Source organism: Paenibacillus sp. FSL H7-0350 (assembly GCF_038593195.1).
In the GTDB taxonomy this organism is placed as follows: Bacteria; Bacillota; Bacilli; order Paenibacillales; family Paenibacillaceae; genus Paenibacillus_AQ.
Map to the genome: position 1 here is coordinate 4,503,567 of NZ_CP151972.1, position 21,772 is coordinate 4,525,338.

At 53.6% G+C, this 21,772-nt stretch carries 19 protein-coding genes and 1 other RNA gene; 17 read left to right on the forward strand and 3 right to left on the reverse strand.

Features of this window, described 5'->3' with window-relative positions; translation table 11 throughout:
- Window positions 1–35 precede the first annotated feature (35 nt).
- The gene (locus NYE24_RS20685) at window positions 36–713 is read right to left on the reverse strand and encodes a DNA-3-methyladenine glycosylase (RefSeq protein ID WP_036698907.1); all 678 of its coding nucleotides are present in this window, start codon (window positions 711–713) and stop codon (window positions 36–38) included.
- Window positions 714–812: 99 nt separating this feature from the next.
- Window positions 813–2,867: a PBP1A family penicillin-binding protein gene (locus NYE24_RS20690; protein ID WP_342476549.1), complete on the reverse strand. Its 2,055-nt coding sequence runs from the start codon at window positions 2,865–2,867 to the stop codon at window positions 813–815.
- A gap of 256 nt (window positions 2,868–3,123) precedes the next feature.
- On the opposite strand from NYE24_RS20690, the gene NYE24_RS20695 reads away from it, so the two are divergent.
- The 5 genes from NYE24_RS20695 (at window position 3,124) to argS (ending at window position 7,613) form a co-directional block, all read left to right on the forward strand.
- Window positions 3,124–3,981: a carbon-nitrogen hydrolase family protein gene (locus NYE24_RS20695; protein ID WP_036698905.1), complete on the forward strand. Its 858-nt coding sequence runs from the start codon at window positions 3,124–3,126 to the stop codon at window positions 3,979–3,981.
- A 15-nt stretch (window positions 3,982–3,996) separates the two neighbouring features.
- The gene (locus tag NYE24_RS20700) at window positions 3,997–4,665 is read left to right on the forward strand and encodes a GNAT family N-acetyltransferase (RefSeq protein ID WP_036698904.1); all 669 of its coding nucleotides are present in this window, start codon (window positions 3,997–3,999) and stop codon (window positions 4,663–4,665) included.
- Window positions 4,666–4,703: 38 nt separating this feature from the next.
- Window positions 4,704–5,372 carry a GNAT family N-acetyltransferase gene (locus tag NYE24_RS20705; protein WP_342476550.1) on the forward strand — a complete coding sequence of 223 codons (669 nt, stop codon included), beginning with the start codon at window positions 4,704–4,706 and terminating at the stop codon, window positions 5,370–5,372.
- 115 nt (window positions 5,373–5,487) lie between these two features.
- The gene (locus NYE24_RS20710; protein WP_036698902.1) at window positions 5,488–5,931 is read left to right on the forward strand and encodes a DUF1934 domain-containing protein; all 444 of its coding nucleotides are present in this window, start codon (window positions 5,488–5,490) and stop codon (window positions 5,929–5,931) included.
- Window positions 5,928–7,613, forward strand: a complete 1,686-nt coding sequence (argS, locus tag NYE24_RS20715) for an arginine--tRNA ligase (protein WP_036698900.1) — start codon at window positions 5,928–5,930, stop codon at window positions 7,611–7,613. Before NYE24_RS20710 ends, argS begins: the two co-directional genes overlap by 4 nt.
- Window positions 7,614–7,785: 172 nt before the next feature.
- Here the strand turns inward: argS and NYE24_RS20720 are convergent, their stop codons facing one another.
- A complete protein-coding gene (locus NYE24_RS20720; protein WP_342476551.1) occupies window positions 7,786–9,000 on the reverse strand; it encodes a S8 family peptidase in 1,215 nt (404 codons plus the stop codon).
- 545 nt (window positions 9,001–9,545) lie between these two features.
- Between NYE24_RS20720 and rpoE the strand changes: the two genes are divergently transcribed.
- The 12 genes from rpoE to recR all read left to right on the forward strand — a co-directional run bounded on the left by rpoE (window position 9,546) and on the right by recR (window position 21,675).
- Window positions 9,546–10,109, forward strand: coding sequence for a DNA-directed RNA polymerase subunit delta (gene rpoE, locus NYE24_RS20725; RefSeq protein WP_036698899.1), 564 nt, complete (start codon window positions 9,546–9,548; stop codon window positions 10,107–10,109).
- Between the two features lie 343 nt (window positions 10,110–10,452).
- The gene (locus tag NYE24_RS20730; protein WP_036698897.1) at window positions 10,453–12,060 is read left to right on the forward strand and encodes a CTP synthase; all 1,608 of its coding nucleotides are present in this window, start codon (window positions 10,453–10,455) and stop codon (window positions 12,058–12,060) included.
- A gap of 291 nt (window positions 12,061–12,351) precedes the next feature.
- The gene (locus NYE24_RS20735; protein WP_036698896.1) at window positions 12,352–12,738 is read left to right on the forward strand and encodes a response regulator; all 387 of its coding nucleotides are present in this window, start codon (window positions 12,352–12,354) and stop codon (window positions 12,736–12,738) included.
- 205 nt (window positions 12,739–12,943) lie between these two features.
- Window positions 12,944–13,798, forward strand: coding sequence for a class II fructose-1,6-bisphosphate aldolase (gene fba, locus NYE24_RS20740; protein ID WP_036698894.1), 855 nt, complete (start codon window positions 12,944–12,946; stop codon window positions 13,796–13,798).
- Window positions 13,799–13,995: 197 nt separating this feature from the next.
- Complete coding sequence (locus tag NYE24_RS20745) at window positions 13,996–15,249, forward strand: UDP-N-acetylglucosamine 1-carboxyvinyltransferase (RefSeq protein ID WP_036698893.1); 1,254 nt, start codon at window positions 13,996–13,998, stop codon at window positions 15,247–15,249.
- Window positions 15,250–15,393: 144 nt separating this feature from the next.
- Entirely contained in the window at window positions 15,394–16,752 is a 1,359-nt protein-coding gene (gene rho / locus NYE24_RS20750) for a transcription termination factor Rho (RefSeq protein WP_076162080.1), read from the forward strand.
- Window positions 16,753–16,777: 25 nt separating this feature from the next.
- Window positions 16,778–18,055, forward strand: coding sequence for a radical SAM protein (locus tag NYE24_RS20755; RefSeq protein WP_036698888.1), 1,278 nt, complete (start codon window positions 16,778–16,780; stop codon window positions 18,053–18,055).
- Between the two features lie 125 nt (window positions 18,056–18,180).
- A complete protein-coding gene (gene rpmE, locus NYE24_RS20760) occupies window positions 18,181–18,378 on the forward strand; it encodes a 50S ribosomal protein L31 (RefSeq protein ID WP_036698887.1) in 198 nt (65 codons plus the stop codon).
- Between the two features lie 47 nt (window positions 18,379–18,425).
- Window positions 18,426–18,694: signal recognition particle sRNA large type (gene ffs / locus NYE24_RS20765), an RNA gene on the forward strand.
- A 214-nt stretch (window positions 18,695–18,908) separates the two neighbouring features.
- Entirely contained in the window at window positions 18,909–20,678 is a 1,770-nt protein-coding gene (gene dnaX, locus NYE24_RS20770; protein WP_342476552.1) for a DNA polymerase III subunit gamma/tau, read from the forward strand.
- A gap of 49 nt (window positions 20,679–20,727) precedes the next feature.
- A complete protein-coding gene (locus NYE24_RS20775) occupies window positions 20,728–21,039 on the forward strand; it encodes a YbaB/EbfC family nucleoid-associated protein (RefSeq protein WP_342476553.1) in 312 nt (103 codons plus the stop codon).
- Window positions 21,040–21,075: 36 nt separating this feature from the next.
- Window positions 21,076–21,675 carry a recombination mediator RecR gene (recR, locus tag NYE24_RS20780; protein WP_036698882.1) on the forward strand — a complete coding sequence of 200 codons (600 nt, stop codon included), beginning with the start codon at window positions 21,076–21,078 and terminating at the stop codon, window positions 21,673–21,675.
- Window positions 21,676–21,772: the final 97 nt, after the last annotated feature.

Sequence of the window (21,772 nt, forward strand, 5' to 3'; positions counted from 1 at the left end):
CCAATATACCACAGCCGAAACAGCGGTATAGGCCTTTAGACCAGCCTGTGGGGCTGTGCCTGCGGATCGCTGGCCGAGACATAAGGATTAGCCCGCAGATAGAAGCGCCAGGGGCGCCCGGCATACTCTTCTGCATAAGGAATATTGATGCGCGGGGCCTGGACAATATCCAGGGATTCCGGGTCTTCCCCCTGCTCGATGCTCAGCGGGCCTTCCGGCAGATCGAACCTGGAAAAGTTAAGGCTCTTGTCAATCCGCAGCGCCCGGCACAGCTTGCCCGGCCCGCCGGAGAGGTCCGAGGGCTTCCTGACGGCAACCCCCCTGTATGCTGCCATAAGCTCGGCATCCCTCTCCGTAAGCGGCTCTACTGCCCGGATCAGAACGGCATGCGGCTCGTCCTGTGCGGCAGTTACGACATTTAGGCAATGGTACATACCGTAGATCAGGTATACATACACTGCGCCTCCTGCGCTGAACATGACCTCCGTCCGGGCGGTCCGGCGGCTGCCGTAAGCGTGGCTGCCCTTATCCTCAGCACCTCCGTAGCTCTCTGTCTCCACAATGCGGCAGCGGATGTCCCCGTCTTCCGTGCGGCGGACCAGATGCTGGCCAAGAAGACGCGGCGCTGCTTCAACTGCCGGGAGCTTGTAGAGCTCAGGCTGCAGCAGCTGTGGCGCGCCCGGTTCAAGGCCGGCGGAGTGATTCGGCTTCATGAATGGATGACACACCTTCCTGCGGCGGAGTTAGGCGGGCGTACGCCTCTGCCGGTCTCCCCATCGTAACGCAGGGCAGCGGGGAGCGGCAATCCCCGGTTAGTTCATCCACCAGCGCTTGATATTATTCCAGAGGGAATGCTCTTCCTTGACCGGATTGACAGGACCGGAAGCACCGGGTTCACCAGAGCTATGCTGGTCACAATATCCGGTAGGCTCTGTGCCGCTGATGAAGGTCTCCAGCTTTTTCTCCGGACAGTCTGCTGTAGCCAGCATGCCGGACAGCGGATCGATATATACGCTGACTACGCCATCGGGAATGGGAAAAATCTTCGGCGGCACATTCTCCAGTGCTTTTTCCGTGAATCCGGCGAAGATAGGTGCTGCCCGTCTGCCGTCGGTGGTCGCAATATCACGGCCCTTATCATATCCGACCCAGACGGCGGTTGAGAGCTCAGGCGTGAAGCCTACCATCCACCCGTCGGTATCTGTAGTACCGGTCTTGCCGGCCACCGGACGCTTGATCATCGAGGCCACCCGGTTCCCGGTGCCTCCGCTCTCGAAGACCCCCTCCATCAGCCGGGTTAACACGTAAGCTGCTGCTGGCTCAACGACGGCCTGTCCCTCGGGCTGCGGAGCTTCATAGAGAAGATGTCCGCCCGCATCCGTGATCTTCAGGACTGCAGTGACCGGCTGCTTCACTCCGTCATTCGCAATCACTGCGAAGGCTGCGGCCATCTCCAGCGGGCTGACAGGCGAGGTTCCTAGCGCAAGCGAAGGAACGCTCTGCAGCGGGCTGTTAATGCCCATGGCGGCCGCCATAGCGGCGACCTTATCTGCCCCAATCTTCATAATGGTATTCACTGCATAGATATTGTCGGATGCGGCAATGGCCTGCCGCATATTAATCTCTCCCAGATATTTATCCCCGAAGTTCCGGGGCTGGTATGTCTTGCGGTTGTTATCATAATGGAATAGCGTTGGCTGGCTGTTGAAGACGGACAAACCGGTCATTTCTTTAGTCGACAGCGCCGCCAAATACATAATCGGCTTAAAGGAAGATCCGGGCTGGCGCGTCTTCGCCAGCACATGGTTGAAGGAGCTGGTCCGGTAATTCGTGCCCCCGACCATAGCCTTCACGTAGCCAGTGCGGGGATCAACGGAGACCAGGGCCGTTTCCAGCTCGCTGCTATGGTCCATACCCTGATCCACCGCCGCTTCCGCAGCCTGCTGCATATCCGGGTCAAGCGTCGTATAGACATTCAGCCCGCCCCGGTCCAGCTCGTCACTGCTGATATGCAGGCTGTCGATCACAAGGCTGCGCACATAATCGCGGAAATAGGGTACAGCCACCGTGGTATCTTTTTGACCCTGCGGGCTCAGCTTCAACTGCTCCTTAACAGCCTCCTGTGCCTGCGACTCCGTAATATCCCCCGTATCGACCATGGCGGCCAGGATGATGCCTTGACGTTTCAAGGCGCTGTCCAGATGATTATAAGGAGAATAATAGGTGGGTCCCTTGGGCACTCCGGCCAGCAGTGCGCTTTCCGCCAGATCCAGATCTGCGGCAGCTTTGCCGAAATACATCCGGGCTGCAGCCTCGATCCCATAAGCGCCGTGCCCGTAGTAGATTTCATTTAAATACATATTCAGGATTTCATCCTTAGAATATTTCATTTCCAGCTGTAGGGTATATAGCGCTTCCTTGGCTTTGCGGGTCCAGGTTTTCTCATGGGTCAGGTACAGATTGCGTGCTAGCTGCTGGGTTAAGGTGCTGGCCCCTTGCGTGCGTCTGCCCGCCTCCAGATTGGCGAGTACCGCTCTCCCCATGCCTTTCAGATCAAAGCCGATATGATTATAGAATTTCCGGTCCTCCACAGCCAGCGTGGCCTTGATGAGCAGCGGAGAGATCCGGTTAAGCTCAACAGGCTCACGGCTGCGGCCGTCTGTAGTGAAGGTGGTCATCACATTGCCCCTGACGTCAAGCAGTCTGGAGCGGACATCATCCCCAAGCGGGGGGAGCGGCTTCTGATATAGGTATCCAAGCAGAGCGCCGGCGGCCAGCAGGAACAGCAGGGCGGAGACAACCAGTAGCCGAAAGAGCAGGCGGAAGCGGCGTTTGCGGACTTTGGGTGTGGCAGAATCGCGCGTCATGGTATCAGGCTCCTTCGAATTCAAGCAGTTACACAGGCTGGCACCATGAGGGCTGCCGCTGCCTGTATTCCTCATTATGGGAAAGGATGAGAGGAGATATTCACCATTGGCAGAGAAAGCGGATCTTGTCGAACCCGGCGGGAACAGGTGAGCATTTGCGCACGCTGCTCCATGTGTGAATTTGTGAACGGTTATGGTAAAATTTTAGATACTTATGAAAATGCATGTAACAATCATGCCCGGGAGGACTGCCGCCATGGCTTTTCGCGTATCTGCTGTACAATATCATCTGCACACCATCTCTTCCTTCGGGGAGTTTGCTGCCGAGTGTGAGCAATACATCAAGACGGCCCGAGAGTACGGCGCTGAATTTATCCTCTTCCCTGAATTTCTTACGACACAGCTGATGTCGATCGGAGGCGAAGACGGGGGAGCGCTGGGGATAGAGGATCTGCCGCAGTTCACAGACCGTTACCTGGAGATGTTCTCCGGGTACGCGAAGAAGTATGTGGTACATATTATTGGGGGGACCCATGTGCTGCGGCGCAGCGGCAAGCTGTATAATGTAGCCCATCTTTTTTACCCGGACGGAAGAATTGCCGAGCAGGCCAAGCTGCATATTACCCCTGCCGAGGTAGAGGGCTGGAATATGGGGGCGGGTGAGGAGCTTCAGGTATTCCAGACAGATCATGGGACCATTGCCATGCTGACCTGCTATGACATTGAATTCCCTGAAATTGTGCGCATGGCCCGGGCCAAGGGCGCAGATGTGATCTTCTGCCCGTCCTGCACGGATGACCGCCACGGCTTCCACCGGGTACGGTATACGAGCCACGCCCGGGCTATCGAGAATCAAGTCTATGTAGTGCTGACCGGGACCGTAGGATCGCTGCCTACCGTTGACCTGATGCGGGCCAACTTCGGTCAGGCTGCAGTAATTACACCCAATGACATCCCGTTCCCTCCGCAGGGTCTGCTGGCCGAAGGGGAGATTAACCATGATATGATCATCACCGCCGATCTGGATCTGGATCTGCTGTACCGCGTCCGGGAACACGGGTCTGTAACCACCTGGCGTGACCGCCGCACCGATCTGTACACCGACTGGACGTAAAGGGGAGACAAACGGATGTATTATAAGAAGTTCTACGCTTTGGACGGCAAGACGCCGGTCCCTGCGGTGATCCGTTCCTATACGGAAGCTGACTTCACCGAGCTCATCACGATCCAGTCCGAGGCATTCCCGCCGCCTTATCCTGCGGAGCTGTGGTGGAACCGGGAGCAGCTGCTGAATCACGTGACACTTTTTCCGGAAGGGGCTTTATGTGTGGAGGTGGCCGGGGAGCTGGCCGGATCGGTTACCGGATTCCTGATGAATTTCGACCCGGAGGCGCCGATGCATCATCATACGTGGTCAGAGGTTACGGCAGACGGATACCTTACTTCGCATCAGCCGGACGGGAACACGTTGTACATAGCGGATTTGTGCGTCCGTCCCAAATACCGCAAGCTGGGTCTGGGCAAAGAGCTGGTCCAGTCGTTATACCATGTGGTCGTGGAACAGAAGCTGGAGCGGCTGTTGGGAGCGGGCCGGATGCCGGGCTATCACCGGGTGGCCGGTCAGATGACAGCAGAAGAGTATTTAGCCGGGGTTGTTGCCGGAAGCTGGTCTGATCCGGTGATTACTTTTCTGCTGCGGTGCGGGCGGTCTCCGGTCAGTGTGGTTGCGGGTTATCTGGAGGACGAGGAATCTGGGAATTACGCAGCGCTGATGGAATGGCGGAATCCTTTTCAATAAATGAATACAGCCTATCACTTGGAGGAGATCCCTTGATTATGGAATATAGAAGAATTACAGATATTGACGACCCGTTGTTCAGAGGGGTGCATCAGCTGCTGTCGGAGGTATTTCCGCCTGAGGAAGTGCTGGAGTACAGCCTGTGGAAGGAGCCGCTTGCCGATCCGGGAATACGCGTGTTCGCTGCCGTACATGAAGGGACGGTTGTAGGCACTACGGAATACCGTTATTATGCCGACTGGAATGTGGCGATGACCGATTTCACGATTATTGGCCGGGAAGGGCTGGGCATTGGCCGTTTTCTGGCGCGTCAACGCTTGAAGGATCTGGAGAAGCTGGCGGCTGAGAATCATACGGAGCTGCTGGGGATGTTCGCTGAGATCTATGATCCGTACCGTGTGGGGTATGATTTTGGCGGAATTAAGCCGATGGACCCGTACGTCCGCCGTGAAGTTCTGTCGCATCTGGGCTATAAAAGAATAGATATTCCCTATGTCCACCCTTCCTGGCAGGGGGATGGCGAAGCGGTGTCCGGTCTGGACCTCTGCTTCATGCCCGGAGATGAGGAGCTGGAGAGCATCGCAGCGCCGCTGGTGGCCGATTTCCTGACCCGTTATTACGCCGTGCTTGCGGACAAGCCGGAAGCCTGGACATCGATGATCAGCCAGCTTCGCGGCAGGGAGAGTGTGGCGTTATTGCCGCTGTGAGGGCCAGGACAGATGAAAAAGCGATTGAATTGCCCTCCTGATCTGGATATAGTGTACAATGGGAAAGCGAATATGACCTCTATGATTACAAGTACGAATAAGCGGGGAACGTGTGATGACTGAAGGACCGCAAGGCAAATACGGCGTTTCGGTAACGCTGGAGAGTGTGCAGGGCACAGAGCGCAGTGTGGTGCATGCTGCAGGTGAGGCTATTGCCAAGGGACAGTCGCTGTACATTATTTATGAAGAGCAGCAGACCGGACCCGAAGGCGCAGTGGCCGCGGTACGCAACACGCTGAAGATTTCAGAGGGCAGAATCAAGCTGATCCGCCATGGTGCTGTCCAGTCGGAGCAGTCCTTTGAGCCGGGGCAACCGCTGCCCGGATTCTACCGCTCGCCTTATACACAGTTCAATCTCACCACAGACACGAAGACACTGGACATCAAGCGCGAAGGAAGATCGCTTGCCGTTTCATGGGAATATGATCTCTACGTATATGGAGAAGTAACAGGACAGTTCGCTATAAGTTTGAATATACAGGAGGAACCACAATCATGACACAATCTTTAAATCCGCTCCAGCTTGCCCATGAACGGGTGAAGGAGGCCGTCGCCGATGCGGTTGTAGCCGCAGGTCTGGTGTCCCGCGAAGAGCTGCCGGCCATTGTGCTGGAAGTGCCGAAGGACAAGGCCCATGGAGATATGGCTACGAATGCTGCTATGCAGCTGACCAAGATCGCTAAGCGTAATCCCCGGCAGATCGCCGAGGCCATTATCGAGCACCTGGATACGGGCCGCGCTTCCATTGAGAAGGCGGAGATTGCCGGACCGGGCTTCATTAACTTTACTTTGTCCAAAAGCTATCTCTACCCCGTGATCGCACTTGTGGCCGAGCAGGGTGACGGTTATGGCCGTGTGAACATAGGCCAGGGCAAGCGTGTAGAAATGGAGTTCGTCAGCGCGAACCCTACCGGCAGCCTTCATCTGGGACATGCCCGCGGCGCTGCTGTCGGCGATGCCCTGTGCAACGTGCTGGATTATGCCGGCTACAACGTGACCCGCGAGTACTACATTAACGATGCCGGGAACCAGGTCGCCAATCTGTGCAAATCCATCGAGACCCGTTACCTGCAGGAGCTGGGCCAGCCGGCCGAGATGCCGGAGGACGGTTATCATGGAGAGGATATCAAGGGCTTCGCCAAGGAGCTGGTGGCGGAGAAGGGCGATTCTCTGCTGGCTATGACACCGGGCGACCGGGCGGCATTCTTCCGTACCTACGGGCTTGCCAAGGAACTCGACAAAATCAAACGCGACCTCAGCCGGTTCCGGGTCAACTTCGATATCTGGTTCAGTGAAACCTCCCTCTATGAGAACGGAGAAGTGCTGCGTTCCCTGGATGAGCTTCGTGAGCGCGGAGAAGTCTATGAGAAGGAAGGCGCCACCTGGCTTGCGACCACCAAATACGGCGATGATAAAGACCGCGTGCTGATCAAGAACGATGGCACGTATACGTACCTCACACCGGATATCGCCTATCACAGCGACAAATACGGCCGCGGCTACGACACGATGATCAACATCTGGGGAGCCGATCACCACGGCTATATTCCACGGATGAAGGCGGCTATGGCGGCGCTCGGTAATGATCCCGAGAAGCTCGTGGTGCTGATCGCCCAAATGGTCAGCCTGTTCCAGGATGGCGAGAAGGTTAAGATGTCCAAGCGTACCGGCAAAGCCGTCACGATGGAAGACCTGATGGATGAAGTAGGAATCGACGCGATCCGTTACTTCTTCACCATGCGCAGCATGGATTCGCATCTGGACTTTGACATGGATCTGGCGATTTCGACATCCAATGAGAATCCTGTATTCTATGTACAATACGCACATGCGCGGATTTGCAGCATATTCCGCCAAGCGGAGGAGCAAGGGATTGTAGTGCCGGATGCAGCCCAGATTGATTACAGCAAGCTGACCGCCGTACATGAATATGATCTGCTGCGCAAAATCGGTGAACTGCCTGCGGAGATTACCATTGCTGCCGAGGGCTATGCACCGCACCGTCTGGTCCGGTATGTATACGACCTGGCTTCGTTGTTCCACAGCTATTACAAGGCAGAGCGCGTGATCACTGAGGATGCCGCTCAGACAGTAGCCCGCCTTGCCCTGCTGGGCGCAGCACGTACGGCCATTGCCAACGTCCTGCGGCTGGTCGGTGTTACCGCACCGGACCGGATGTAACTATACTTGGAAAGCGCCGCCCCTGTTTTATGGGGGCGGCGTTTTTGGTCAAATATAAGAAATTATATGTTGCACACGATAACTTATCCTTCTATTTCTCGCTGAAACGGTACCGTCCTTTACAAGGACGGCCATGCCGTTTCCACTTGTCATTATGCTATGCTGCTGCACCTTAAGCCTTCGCCACAGCAGCGGCCTTCGCTCCGCTGCCTGCGGTGCTGCTGGCGCTGCCGTTGCCCCGCCGGGCCCGGATGCCTGCGCGCAGCAGCTGCAGTGCATCGGCCGCGCCGCCGCCCAGCGACGAGCGGCGCTGGCCCTTACGCAGCCGCACCGGCGAAGCGGAGCGGCGCAAGAGCAGCTTCAGCTCGCGGGGCGACAGCCCCGGCCGCAGCGCGAGCAGCAGGGCCGCGGCACCGGTGACATGGGAGGTCGCCATGGAGGTGCCGCTCATTTCCTTGTACCCCTCCCGCAGCCAGCAGGAGGGGATGCCCTCGCCTGGGCCGTACACATCAATGTACGGTCCGCGGTTGCTGAAGGCGGCGACGCGCTGCCTTCTATCAAGGGCGCCTACGGCAATAGTCTCCGGATAGCGCGCGGGGTAATCCCCGCCGCGCTTGCCGTCGTTGCCGGAGGAAGCGATAATGGCAATCCCGGCCCGGTAGGCCTTGATCACCACCTCATGCAGAGCCTTGCTCCGGTTCCTCATCCCGAAGCTCATATTAATGATATCGATTTTGTTCTGCACGCACCAATCGATGCCAAGGACAATATCCGACACATAAGCGGAGCCGTTGTGGTCGAAGGCCTTGACCGGATAGAGCAGCGCCCGGGGGGCTACGCCCATCATATTGCGTGAGCCCCCGGCTGCCGCCAGGGTACCGGCAATATGCGTGCCGTGTCCGTTGTCATCCAGCGGCATCATGCCGCGGTTCAGCAGGTTGACCCCGGAGGCCAGAGAATGCCTGAGATCGGGATGGCGGAAATCGACGCCTGTATCAATGACGCCGATCTTCACATGGACGCCAGTCGATCTGGACCAGGCCTGTGGAGCGCGGATGGCCCTGATTCCCCAGGGCATCAGGGCGGAACCGCTTTTGTCCGCCAAGGGCGAATGAACCTGAATCCGGTGGTCTGCTTCTATACAGAGGGAATCCGCATAACGGTTCATCAGCCGCTCTGCTCCTGCGGCGGGCACGAAGAAAGCCTGAATCAGCGTAGAGACCTGAACCTGCCGCAGACCAGGCTTTTTAGTTTTCAGAGATTTCCACTGCGACAGTGCGTCGGCATACATGCGGGGGTCGTTGAAGGTCACAATGTGCCGCGGTGCACTTTTGGGGGCAGCCTTCATTTCTTCAAGCAGCATCTGCCAAAATCCGTAATAATCCATAGGTTACGCCGTCCCCTCCTCGGTGCCGTGCTGCCATATTGTATGAAAGGGGGATGGTGTCCGAATGGGAACTTGCCCTTTTTTAACGAAATAGGCTGCCCATCGTGTCAAAAGGCTGGAGTTTACATAAAATAAACAGAGGGAACCGCGAGGTGCCCTGCAACATCCCGTAAGGAGCCGATCCTTGGCGTGGATACAGTCATGCGCGGAGGGGTACCCCCCTCCGCCTTTTTGGGAAAAATATAAGAAATTATAGGTTTCACACGATAATTTATCCTTCTATTTCTCGCTGAAACGGTACCGTCCTTTAAAAGGACAGTAAAGTCGTTTCCACTTGTATTAGTCACTCCATGCTCATCCCATTTATTGCCCCGCCCAGGCGGACAAGCCTTCATCCAGCGGCAGGGCCGCAGATTCCGTTTCCCGGATCTTGCTGCAATAGACTTGCAATTTACCCGCAAATAGGTTTTACTTAGTTTTGTTAATGGATATCATGAATGAAGCATGATTTAATGTGAACAATGCGTGAGAGGAAGTGTCCTTTAGTGAGTACGCCACTCAATTTAAAGCTGGACCCTGAGAAAGTAAAAGAAATGCCGATGGTAGACCTGGCCTTCCTGGTGCTTAAGGCAGCTAATACGCCTTACTACTACCGTGATCTGATGGTGGAGGTTGCCAAGCTGCGCGGGTTGACCGATCAAGAGAGCCAAGATACGATCGCCCAGCTATATACCGAGATTAATATTGACGGGCGTTTTGCCTGTGTCGGAACCAACTTGTGGGGCCTGAAGCGCTGGTACCCGCTCGAACGCTCCGATGACCCTGTCGGCAACACCAAGCGCGTGCGGATCATCAACGATGAAGACGACGATCTGGAAGATGACGATTTTGCCGATGAAGAAGAGAATTATGCTGCTGAGGAAGAGGATTTCGATGCGATTGATGAAGATCGCGACGACCTCTATTCTGACGACGACAGCGAAGAGGAAGTTGACGAAGATGTAGTCATTGATGAAGACGACATTGACGAAGACGAATCGGATGATGAAGATTCCGAAGACGGCGAAGAAGACGATGCCGACGATGAGGACGAGGAAGATAAATTTTAGAACAGTCTTTGCAGGGGCGCAATTCCTCCCTTGACAGGGGCGGGACGCTCAGAGTAAACTATTGCATGGGCTTATAATGAAAGTTAATATTGTTTTCTAAAATAAAAAGTGCCCCGGGTCTACGGGTGTCACTTTTTTGTTTTTTTACAAGATAAGAAAGAATAAGCTTCGCTTAATTTGTATGCCAAGAAGCTGCGGTTTTCCGCGATTTCCAGGCTGCCGGCCTTGAATTTTGGCGGGTGGAAGCAACTTTCGGGTTCCCCGGTTGGATGATGGAAAAAAGGGATACGATAAGGGGCAAGCGTCCCCTGAATTTCTGGACTTTATTTAGGAGGGTTTTACAGTGACAAAGTATATTTTCGTAACGGGTGGCGTTGTGTCTTCCCTTGGCAAAGGCATTACCGCTGCTTCGCTGGGCAGACTGCTCAAGAACAGAGGTCTCAAGGTAACGATCCAGAAATTCGATCCTTACATTAACGTGGACCCGGGAACGATGAGTCCTTATCAGCACGGGGAAGTATTCGTGACCGATGACGGCGCGGAGACCGACCTCGACCTTGGGCATTACGAGCGGTTTATTGACATTAACCTGTCCAAGAACAGCAACGTAACCACAGGCAAAATCTATTCCTCGGTCATCAGCAAAGAACGCCGTGGAGAATATCTTGGGGGAACCGTGCAGGTTATCCCGCATATTACGAACGAAATCAAGGAACGTGTCTTCCGTGCGGGCCGTGAGACCGGCTCGGATGTAGTCATTACCGAAATCGGCGGCACCGTGGGCGATATCGAGAGTCTGCCGTTCATGGAAGCCATCCGTCAGATCAAGAGCGACATCGGCCGGGAGAATGTCATGTACATTCACGTGACCCTGATTCCTTATATCAAAGCAGCCGGAGAAGTGAAAACAAAGCCGACCCAGCATAGTGTCAAGGAGCTGCGCAGCATCGGGATTCAGCCCAATGTGATCGTATGCCGTACGGAATATCCGTTGACCAACGATATGAAAGCCAAGCTGGCTCTGTTCTGTGATATCGATGAGAACGCCGTTGTGGAATGCCGCGATGCCGCGACGCTTTATGAGGTGCCGCTGAATCTGCGCGACGAAGGTCTGGATGAGATTGTCGTCAACCACTTGAAGCTGACTACTCCTGCGCCGGATATGCGTGAATGGGAGAGCATGCTGGAGCGGATTCAGAAGCTGGAGCGTACCGTTGAGATTGCTATCGTCGGCAAGTACGTGGCGCTGCACGATGCTTATCTGAGTGTTGTTGAATCCCTGTCCCATGCCGGATTTGCCTCCAATGCCGAAGTGAAGCTCCGGTGGGTCGATGCAGAGCTGGTAACCGATGAGAATGTGGACGAGCTGCTGGGCGGCATCGGCGGCATTCTGGTTCCAGGCGGCTTCGGCGACCGGGGAATCGAAGGCAAGATCTCGGCCATCCGCTATGCGCGGGAGCAGTCCATTCCGTTCTTCGGCATTTGCCTGGGAATGCAGGTGTCTGTCATCGAGTACGGCCGTTCCATGCTGGGACTGGCAGGAGCGAACAGCTCCGAGATTGATCCTTCGACTCCGCATCCGCTGATTGACCTTCTGCCAGAGCAGAAGGATATCGAAGATATGGGCGGCACGATGCGCCTTGGCCTGTATCCTTGTAAGCTTTTGCCGGATTCCCTTGCTATGTCCTGCTATGACGATGAGCTGGTCTATGAGCGTCACCGTCACCGGTATGAATTCAACAATGCTTATCGTGATGAGATGGAGAAGGCAGGTCTGGTTATTTCCGGTACCTCTCCTGATGGACGTCTGGTGGAGATTGTCGAGCTGCCGGGTCACCCGTGGTTCCTGTCCGTGCAATTCCACCCGGAATTCACCTCCCGTCCCAACCGTCCGCAACCGCTGTTCCGTGAATTTGTCAAAGCCTCGCTTACACATTCCGAGCAAATGTAACTATAGAATGAATAGGCCAGACAGGCCTGTGGGAGCTCCCGGTACGGGGGCTTTCTTTTTTGAAGACCTGCTTTGCATAATAGCTTCCTGAATGCAAGGGGACTGTATTCCCGCTTTTTCACCGAAAATCCTCCTTTATATGGCATAGATTTACGCATTTTAGCCAATTAGCAGGATTTTGGCTGCAAACCACGAATAATAGGTTTCGTATAGACTAAGTTGAAGCGGGGCCGTTAGCTGTTGAGAGGGCGCGGTATGGACAATCTGCCTTAAACTCTGGGAGGGTATCGTATGGAAAAGAAGAAAGTGTTAATCGTCGACGATCAGAATGGAATCCGGATTCTTCTCATGGAAGTATTCAATAGTGAAGGTTATGCCACCTTTCAGGCAGCTAACGGGAAATTGGCGCTGGACATTGTCAGGAACGAATCGCCGGATATGGTTTTGCTGGATATGAAAATTCCGGGGATGGACGGACTCGAGATTCTCAAGCATCTGAAGGAGCTTAATCCGGCGATCAAGGTCATTATGATGACGGCCTACGGAGAGCTGGACATGATTAAGGAAGCGACCAAGCTGGGAGCCCTGATGCATTTTACCAAGCCGTTTGATATCGATGAGATGCGCGTTGCCGTCAATATGCACCTGCACAACAAATCAGTTGACCAATGCAGCTAGCTTAGAAAAATAGAGTTTGGGGACATCCTGTTATGGATACGCTAAAAGAGGAAATGATCCGCCGGCAAAGGGTTGGCTGTATATCGTCCCACCGGGACATTTTTTTGTGTATCCTATTTAGTATTTAACACAGGATGTGCTATAATAGGCCTGTATGTGATGTCGGCTTATATAAGCAACCCAATATTTTAGGAGGATTGAAACCATGCCATTAGTATCTATGACAGACATGTTGACCAAAGCACTTGAAGGAAAATATGCAGTTGGCCAGTTCAACATCAATAACCTGGAGTGGACGCAAGCGATTCTTGGTGCAGCAGAAGAAGAGAAGTCACCGGTAATCCTTGGCGTATCCGAAGGCGCAGCTCGTCACATGGGCGGCTTTACCACAGTAGTTAAGATGGTTGAAGGTCTTATTCATGACATGAAAATCACCGTTCCTGTAGCCATCCACTTGGACCACGGTTCAAGCTTTGACAAATGTAAAGATGCAATCGATGCCGGCTTCACTTCCGTAATGATCGACGGCTCCCACCACCCAATCGACGAGAACATTGAAATGACTAAAAAAGTCGTTGACTATGCTCACGCTAAAGGTGTATCTGTAGAAGCAGAAGTTGGTACTGTAGGCGGACAGGAAGATGACGTTATCGGCGGCATCCAATACGCTGACCTTAACGAATGCGTACGCATCGTTAAAGAAACAGGCATCGACACTCTGGCTCCTGCACTGGGTTCCGTACACGGTCCTTACCTGGGCGAACCAAACCTTGGATTCAAGGAAATGGAAGAAATTCGCGATGCAGTTAACCTTCCGCTTGTACTTCACGGCGGTACTGGTATCCCGGTACATGACATTCAGAAATCCATCTCCCTGGGTACTTCCAAGATCAATGTGAACACTGAGAACCAAATCGCGTTCGCTAAGGTTGTTCGCGAAGTTCTTGCTGCTAAGCCGGATGCTTACGATCCGCGTACATTTATCGCACCAGGCCGCGATGCTATCAAGCAGACTGTTATCGGCAAAATCCGCGAATTCGGATCCAGCAACAAAGCCTAATTAATACCCTGCCGCATAACGTTTTTCCGCACAAGCCATTTCGTTTTCCTCAGAAACGGGTGCCGTCCTTCAGGTAAGGACGGCGCAGCCGTTTCTTCTTCTAATCACCAATCACAAGTAGTCCTTTTGTCACCTTAAGCCACAACTGGTATTGCCATAACAAGCTGCAATACACGTAGGGGGAACCAGATAAATTTATGGAAAAATTAATGATTGGCGGCGGACGTCCGCTAGAGGGCGTTGTTACCATCAGCGGAGCAAAGAATAGCGCTATTGCGCTTATTCCTGCAGCAATTTTGGCGGAGTCTGAAGTTGTGCTGGATAATTTGCCTGCGCTTAGTGATGTTGCCGTTTACTCCGAAATTCTGGAGGAGCTTGGCGCGAGCGTGTCTTGGACAGGCAGCCAAATGAGAATTAATCCCTCCCGTATCGTATCCATTCCCATGCCTAACGGACCGGTGAAAAAGCTCCGGGCCTCTTATTATATGATGGGCGCACTTTTGGGCCGGTTTAAGGAAGCGACCATTGGATTACCCGGCGGCTGTAATTTTGAGCCCCGTCCGATTGACCAGCATATCAAAGGCTTTGAGGCGCTTGGTGCGACTGTTACCAATGACCATGGCTCGATTCACCTGTATGCCAAAGAACTGCGCGGTGCTAAGATCTATCTGGATGTATCCAGTGTCGGTGCCACTATTAACATTATGCTCGCGGCCTCCCGTGCCAAAGGCTCTACAATTATTGAAAATGCGGCTAAAGAGCCTGAGATTATAGATGTAGCTACCCTGCTCAACTCCATGGGCGCTGTTATTAAGGGCGCCGGTACCGAAACGATCCGGATTGAAGGCGTAAGTGAAATGCACGGCTGCCGCCATTCGATCATTCCTGACCGTATTCAAGCTGGAACATATATGATTGCCGCTGCGGCTACGCGGGGCAATGTCTTAATTGATAACGTGATTCCCAAGCATCTGGAGGCACTCACTGCCAAGCTGCTGGAAATGGGAGTAGACATAGAAGAATTGGATGAGAGTATCCGGGTGATCGGCAGGGCCAAGTACCAGCACGCAGATGTCAAGGCGCTGATCTATCCCGGTTTCGCGACTGATCTGCAATCTCCAATGACGAGTATGCTGACTCAGGCTGAAGGCGTTAGCGTCCTAAGCGATTTCGTCTACAGCAACCGGTTCAAGCATGTTCCTGAATTGGTCCGCATGGGCGCTAAGATTCGTGTGGAAGGACGTTCCGCAATCATTGAAGGCGGTCCGCTGAATGCGGCCAAGGTGAAGGCTGCTGATCTCCGCGCAGGCGCAGCCCTGGTGATTGCAGGTCTTACTGTTGAAGAAGGTATCACTGAAGTGACAGGTGTAGAGTATATTGACCGCGGTTATGACAACCTCGTAAGTAATCTTCGCAGTTTAGGAGCCGATGTCTGGCGCGAGAACGAATAAGGAGAATGCCCGGATTGGCAAGCAGAAATTGGCTGCCTGAGTGCATATCTCCTTCCAATTCGGGTAATCCTATCCTAATAAGCAATTTCATAGACTCATAGTTTAGAACTCATCATACACAAATTGAATAGGTGGTTATAGCACATGGATCTTCAAATTTCCGATCTGGAAGAAATGAAGCTTACCGATCTGTATAAGCTGGCTAAGAAATACCAGATTCCTTATTACGGAACGCTTAAGAAGCGGGAGTTAATCTTCGCTATTCTTAGAGCACAGGCAGAGCAGAGCGGTCTAATGTTTATGGAAGGCGTGCTTGAGATTCTGCCGGAAGGCTATGGCTTCCTTCGGCCGATTAACTACTTGCCGAGTGCAGAGGATATTTATATCTCCGCATCGCAGATCCGCAAGTTCGACCTTAGAAGCGGTGACCTGGTCTCCGGGAAATGCCGGACGCCCAAAGAGAACGAGCGCTATTTTGGACTCTTGCAGGTGAATGCCGTCAACGGCGAGAACCCGGCAACTGCAGCTGAACGGTTACATTTTCCGGCGCTTACGCCGCTTTATCCGCAAGATAAGCTGCCGCTCGAAACATCCCCAACCCATTTATCGACCCGTATCATGGATTTGCTTGCTCCTGTAGGTCTGGGGCAACGCGGTTTAATTGTAGCACCTCCCAAAGCAGGGAAGACGCTCCTCCTCAAAGAAATTGCCAACAGTATCTCTACGAACAATCCCGAGATTGCACTGTTTGTTTTGCTGATCGATGAACGTCCTGAGGAAGTAACGGATATGCAGCGTTCGGTTAAAGGTGAGGTAGTGGCTTCGACATTTGACGAGCTGCCGGAGAATCATATCAAAGTGGCAGAGCTTGTACTCCAGCGTGCGCTGCGTCTGGTAGAGCACAAGAAGGATGTTGTCATTCTGCTAGACAGCATTACCCGTCTTGCCCGTGCTTACAATCTCGTAGTTCCGCCATCCGGCCGGACACTTAGCGGAGGGATCGATCCTGCCGCGTTCCATCGGCCTAAGCGTTTCTTCGGTTCGGCACGTAACGTGGAGGAGGGCGGCAGCTTAACTATTCTTGCTACCGCACTGATTGATACCGGATCACGGATGGATGATATTATTTATGAGGAATTCAAGGGTACAGGGAACATGGAGCTCCATCTGGACCGTAAGCTGGCTGAGCGCCGGATCTTCCCGGCAATTGATATCCGCCGTTCAGGTACGCGCCGTGAAGAAGTATTGCTTAGCAAGGAAGAGCTGGATACAATCTGGTCGATCCGTAAAAATATGAATGAATCCTATGACTTCGTAGAAGGATTCCTGAAGAAGCTGCGTGACAGCAAGACGAATGCGGAGTTCCTGGCCTCCTTCGATGTGGCTGGAGGCAAGGATTCCTCGTCAGCAAGCGGTACGGCCAGCAAAGGCGGCACCTCGAATAGCGGCTCGTCCGCCCGCCGCACCACGCGTCCCAAGGCGCCTTCTGTGCCGACTACCTGAGAATAGATAACAAGAGGAGAATAACATGTATTTGGTATATGCCGACGAACAAGGAAACGTATATGATCATCCCGAGCTGTATGCCCTGGCCCGCAGTGGCGATATGATCGTTGAGATACTGGAGGAAGAGCTGGTTCCGCTGCCTGAGGGGGCCACGCTGGTCGGGCTTCCGAGCACGCGGGCGATTGGGATGAATCCGGAGACTGGTGAGATGCTGCCCCTGCCGGCAGGTTCGCAGGCTGTCGGAGCCTTGCTGCCGCAGGGATACACTCGTCTGTGCCTTCCCGGTTACGTCAAGACAGACAAGACCTACAAGCTTCCGCTCTTCGGATATTCCGCTGTAGTATGGAAGGACGGCGGTTTCTATGTGGCGGCTGATCTTACTGATGATCCGGAGCAGTGGAACCCGCTTAATTGCGACCGGGACGATGTGAAGACCGGTGTGGGCGAACTGACTGCGAAGTACCCGGAGAACCGTCTGTATAATCACTTGTCCAACTGCGCGCTGGAATATGAATGCTTAACCTCGTCCAATACCTTCCTGGGCCGCTGGGAGGGTGCTGTTCCGGTCTCATACTCCTGCAATGCCGGCTGCTTCGGTTGTATCTCTGAACAGCCCGATGACAGCGGGTTTGTGTCCCCGCAGACCCGGATGAACTTCCGTCCGGCTGTGAACGAAGTATCGCAAGTAATGCTGGAGCACCTGAAGACGCCGGAATCGATTGTCAGCTTTGGACAGGGCTGTGAAGGCGAGCCTTCTACGCAGGCGAAGCTGATTATTGAATCTATCCGTGAAGTCCGGTCCATTACCGATATGGGCTATATCAATATCAACACCAATGCCGGCTTAAGCGATCATATCCGCGGCATTGTTGATGCAGGGCTTGATCTAATGCGGGTTAGTACCATCAGCGCGCTGGATGACCATTATAACGCCTATTACAAGCCTCGCGGATATACGCTGGCTAACGTGGAGAAGTCGCTGAAGTACGCTGCCTCACAAGGCGTATATACCTCCATTAACTATTTGATTTTCCCGGGGGTTACTGACCGTGAGGAAGAGATTGAAGCGATGGTGGAGTTCGTCAGACGTACAGATCTTAAGCTCATTCAGATGCGTAATCTCAATATTGACCCAGAGAGCTATCTGGAGCTTATTCCTCCTGCACGGGGCGAGATTCTTGGCATGAAGACCATGCTCGAGATCTTCCGTGAGGAGCTCCCGGAGGTTGTCATTGGTTCCTTCACCCATGTTCCCCCTGCTGAGCTGGCCCGTGCCAAGCAGCGCAGAGTGCAGCTTTAGGCTTTAGGTTTTTAAGAACGGCTGGCCTATTGCAGAGCCTGGGCTTCACATGCTAGAATGTAGCTTGCGTAATCATATAACTCTAGGCCCGCATGAGGCTTAGGGCGTGAGAGGTGAGATTGTATATGCAAACAACCATTCAACCCAAGTACAATGTAACGAAGGTAACCTGCGCTTGCGGCAACACTTTTGAAGCCGGTTCGACAGTACAGGAGCTTCGCGTCGAAATTTGCTCAAGCTGTCACCCGTTCTTCACCGGTAAGCAGAAGTTCCTGGATGCCGGCGGACGTGTGGACAGATTCAAGAAGAAATATGGTATCTAATTTTGCATAGTTGATTTTTGCCTGTCCGTAAGCTATACTTATCTTCGCCGTGCTAGACGGGGAGGTAGCGGTGCCCTGTAACTCGCAATCCGCTGTAGCGAGGTTGAATTCCTGTTAGAGGTGCTGTCGATGTGAGGCCTTGGTTCCTATAGGCTGTGTTGACGGTTGGGTCCTCCGCAATGAGTGCTTGTGAACCTGGTCAGGTCCGGAAGGAAGCAGCCATAAGCGAGTTTGCTCTTGTGCCGGAGGGTGGCCTAGCCCGAGCAGTTTTGTAGGATTACCGCTTGGATCGCAGCCATCAATAACAGGTGCACGGTTTAAATAAGGATGATGATAGCGTCTTTGCTACAAGCAAAGACGCTTTTTGTTTTTCTAGGTATGCTAGGTAATGAGATATTATTCCCGCTCTGGCTAATATCCTTCCTTGACGGACGGTGAGCCGCTTCTGCTTGGTCAAAGACTTGGGAATATAGTATAATAAATTAGCGACAAATGCCGGAAAGCGGCAGCCTGAGAGAGGGTAATGCATAGTGGAACATATCGCGCTGTACCGTGCCTGGCGGCCGCAGTCGTTTCAAGATATGGTTGGGCAGCAGCATATTATCCAGACGCTGCAGAATGCGATCCGTGAACAGCGGGTTTCGCATGCCTATCTGTTCAGCGGACCGCGGGGAACCGGTAAGACGAGTGCGGCCAAGGTATTGGCCAAGGCAGTCAATTGCGAGCGGGGCCCGGGTCCTGAGCCCTGCAATGAGTGTCCGTCTTGTCTGAGGATTACGGCAGGCAACATCATGGATGTTCAGGAGATAGATGCGGCATCCAACCGGGGCGTTGAAGAGATTCGCGATCTGCGGGATAAGGTGAAATATGCACCTACCGAAGTACGCCGTAAAGTGTATATTATTGATGAAGTGCATATGCTGACAACAGAGGCATTCAATGCCCTGCTGAAGACGCTCGAAGAGCCTCCGCAGCATGTGATGTTTATACTGGCGACCACCGAGCCGCACAAGCTGCCGGCTACGATCATCTCGCGTTGTCAGCGGTTTGACTTCCGCCGGGTCTCGCTGGAGGAACAGACGGGCCGCTTGACTGAGATTTGCCAGAAGGAAGGCATTACAGCAGATGCAGATGCTCTCCAGTATATTGCCCGCCTGTCTGACGGCGGGATGCGCGATGCGCTTAGCATTCTGGATCAGATCTCTTCCTTCACAGACGGGAATGTGACCTATCAGCAGGTGCTGGGAATGACCGGGGGCATCCCCTCCGAGCAGTTCGCGCGTCTGGCGAACGCTATTCTTGAGAGTGACATGGGACAGCTGCTGGAGCTTGTGGAACAGATGATGCATGAGGGCAAGAGCGCAGATAAATGCTTGGAGAATCTTCTGTATTATTTCCGTGATTTACTGATGATCAAGATGGTGCCTGGAGCAAACCAGCTAACGGACCGCGTGCTTAATCCGGCCGATTTCCGTGATATGGCTGAGGCCTTTACCCGTGACAGGTTATTCCTGATTGTAGAGACGCTGAGCCGCTATCTGGGAGAGATGAAGTATGCGACCCATCCACAGACTATATTCGAGGTAGCGCTGATGAAGCTGTGCAGCGGTCCGCAGGATGCTGCTGCTCCGTCTGTAGGTGATCCGGTAGTGAATTCGGCCGCACCTGCAGCCGCGAATGGTTCTCCTCAGGTACAGTCCGGTGAGCTGGATCAGCTCAGACGGCAGATTGCCGCACTGGAGAAGAAGCTGGAGCAGGCTATTCAAGCCGGAGGGGTTGCTGGCGGCGGGCGTGAGCAGGCAGCGCAGCGCACTGCCCCGCCAAGCGCTCCGCGGGTATCCTCCGCCTCTAAGCTTCCCCCGCAGCTGGATAAGTTCATTGCGGGTAAGGACAGTCCTGATTTTAGTGCGGTCTTTAAGCAGTGGAGTCTTGTTCTTCAGGGTGTGAAGGAAGAGAAGGTCACGGTACACGCTTGGTTTGTGGACGGTGAGCCGGTGGCGGTGATGGAAGATGCTGTGCTGGTTGCCTTCAAGAATACCATTCACCGGGATACTACAGAGAAGCCTGCGAACCGGCAGGTCATCGAGAATGTAATGAATGCCAAGCTGGGTAAGCCTTACCGGCTGGTTACTATGATGATGCGGGACTGGAATGAAGCAGCGACGAAATCTGCGGCTTCGGCCGGAACAGAGGAGCTGCGTCTGGAGCATGAGCACGAGAGCAGCGAAGGCAAGTCCGAACCATGGATTGATGAGGCGATCCAGCTCTTTGGAGAAGACCTTGTTGTCATAAAAGAATAAGGATTCAGCTATCAGCGCGAAGATGCGCATCCCAAAGGAGAGATGATGTATGAATAATATGAACCAAATGATGAAGCAGGTTAAGAAGATGCAGGAACAGATGCTCAAAGCCCAGGAGGAGCTAGGCAGCAAGATGATTGAAGGTTCTTCCGGTGGTGGCGTGGTTACCGTTCAGGTGAACGGACACAAGAAATTGCTGTCCATTCAGATCAAGCCGGAGGTTGTTGATCCGGAGGATATCGAAATGCTGCAGGATCTGGTGATCACTGCTGTTAATGATGCTCTTACCCAGGCAGAAGAGTTGGCGAACAACGATATGGGTAAATTCACAGGCGGAATGAAGATTCCTGGCTTGTTCTAGGCTTACTCCACTCCCTGCCAAAGGAGAACCGATACTTTGTATTATCCAGAACCGCTAGCCAAGCTGATAGAAGCTTTTACACGTTTGCCCGGGATTGGCCCGAAGACGGCGGCCCGGCTGGCTTTTCATGTGCTGAACATGAAGGAGGATGAGGTGATTGATTTCGCCAAAGCCTTGGTCAGCGTCAAGCGTAATCTTCATTACTGCTCGGTCTGCTGCAACATAACGGATACCGACCCTTGCCGGATCTGCCAGGACAAAACCCGCGATGCTTCGGTAATCTGTGTGGTTCAGGACTCGAAGGATCTGGTGGCTATCGAACGTACCAAGGAATTTGACGGCTATTATCATGTGCTCCAGGGTGCAATCTCGCCTATGGAAGGCATAGGGCCGGACGACATAAGGCTGAAGGAGCTGCTGACCAGACTCAGCGATGAGCGGGTGAAGGAGCTGATTATGGCGACCAACCCCAACATTGAAGGGGAAGCCACCGCCATGTATATCTCGCGTCTTGTCCGTCCCTTTGAGATCAAGATCACCAGGATAGCCCATGGTTTGCCTGTAGGCGGCGATCTTGAGTATGCAGACGAGGTAACCCTGTCGAAGGCGCTGGAAGGCCGTCGTGAGCTGTTCTGACTGTTGTGCTGTTGTATTAAAAGTGTAGGGAGCCCTCGGGCTCCTTTTTTTATTTCCTCAAGAACCGCTGATACACTGCTAAAAGTTCTGCTAAGAC

Bases quoted from the DNA above. Each gene is read 5' to 3' on its own strand.
- NYE24_RS20685 (WP_036698907.1), bottom strand. From the start codon at position 713: ATGAAGCCGAATCACTCCGCCGGCCTTGAACCGGGCGCGCCACAGCTG.
- NYE24_RS20690 (WP_342476549.1), bottom strand. From the start codon at position 2,867: ATGACGCGCGATTCTGCCACACCCAAAGTCCGCAAACGCCGCTTCCGC.
- NYE24_RS20695 (WP_036698905.1), top strand. From the start codon at position 3,124: ATGGCTTTTCGCGTATCTGCTGTACAATATCATCTGCACACCATCTCT.
- NYE24_RS20700 (WP_036698904.1), top strand. From the start codon at position 3,997: ATGTATTATAAGAAGTTCTACGCTTTGGACGGCAAGACGCCGGTCCCT.
- NYE24_RS20705 (WP_342476550.1), top strand. From the start codon at position 4,704: ATGGAATATAGAAGAATTACAGATATTGACGACCCGTTGTTCAGAGGG.
- NYE24_RS20710 (WP_036698902.1), top strand. From the start codon at position 5,488: ATGACTGAAGGACCGCAAGGCAAATACGGCGTTTCGGTAACGCTGGAG.
- argS (WP_036698900.1), top strand. From the start codon at position 5,928: ATGACACAATCTTTAAATCCGCTCCAGCTTGCCCATGAACGGGTGAAG.
- NYE24_RS20720 (WP_342476551.1), bottom strand. From the start codon at position 9,000: ATGGATTATTACGGATTTTGGCAGATGCTGCTTGAAGAAATGAAGGCT.
- NYE24_RS20735 (WP_036698896.1), top strand. From the start codon at position 12,352: ATGGAAAAGAAGAAAGTGTTAATCGTCGACGATCAGAATGGAATCCGG.
- fba (WP_036698894.1), top strand. From the start codon at position 12,944: ATGCCATTAGTATCTATGACAGACATGTTGACCAAAGCACTTGAAGGA.
- NYE24_RS20745 (WP_036698893.1), top strand. From the start codon at position 13,996: ATGGAAAAATTAATGATTGGCGGCGGACGTCCGCTAGAGGGCGTTGTT.
- rho (WP_076162080.1), top strand. From the start codon at position 15,394: ATGGATCTTCAAATTTCCGATCTGGAAGAAATGAAGCTTACCGATCTG.
- NYE24_RS20755 (WP_036698888.1), top strand. From the start codon at position 16,778: ATGTATTTGGTATATGCCGACGAACAAGGAAACGTATATGATCATCCC.
- rpmE (WP_036698887.1), top strand. From the start codon at position 18,181: ATGCAAACAACCATTCAACCCAAGTACAATGTAACGAAGGTAACCTGC.
- NYE24_RS20775 (WP_342476553.1), top strand. From the start codon at position 20,728: ATGAATAATATGAACCAAATGATGAAGCAGGTTAAGAAGATGCAGGAA.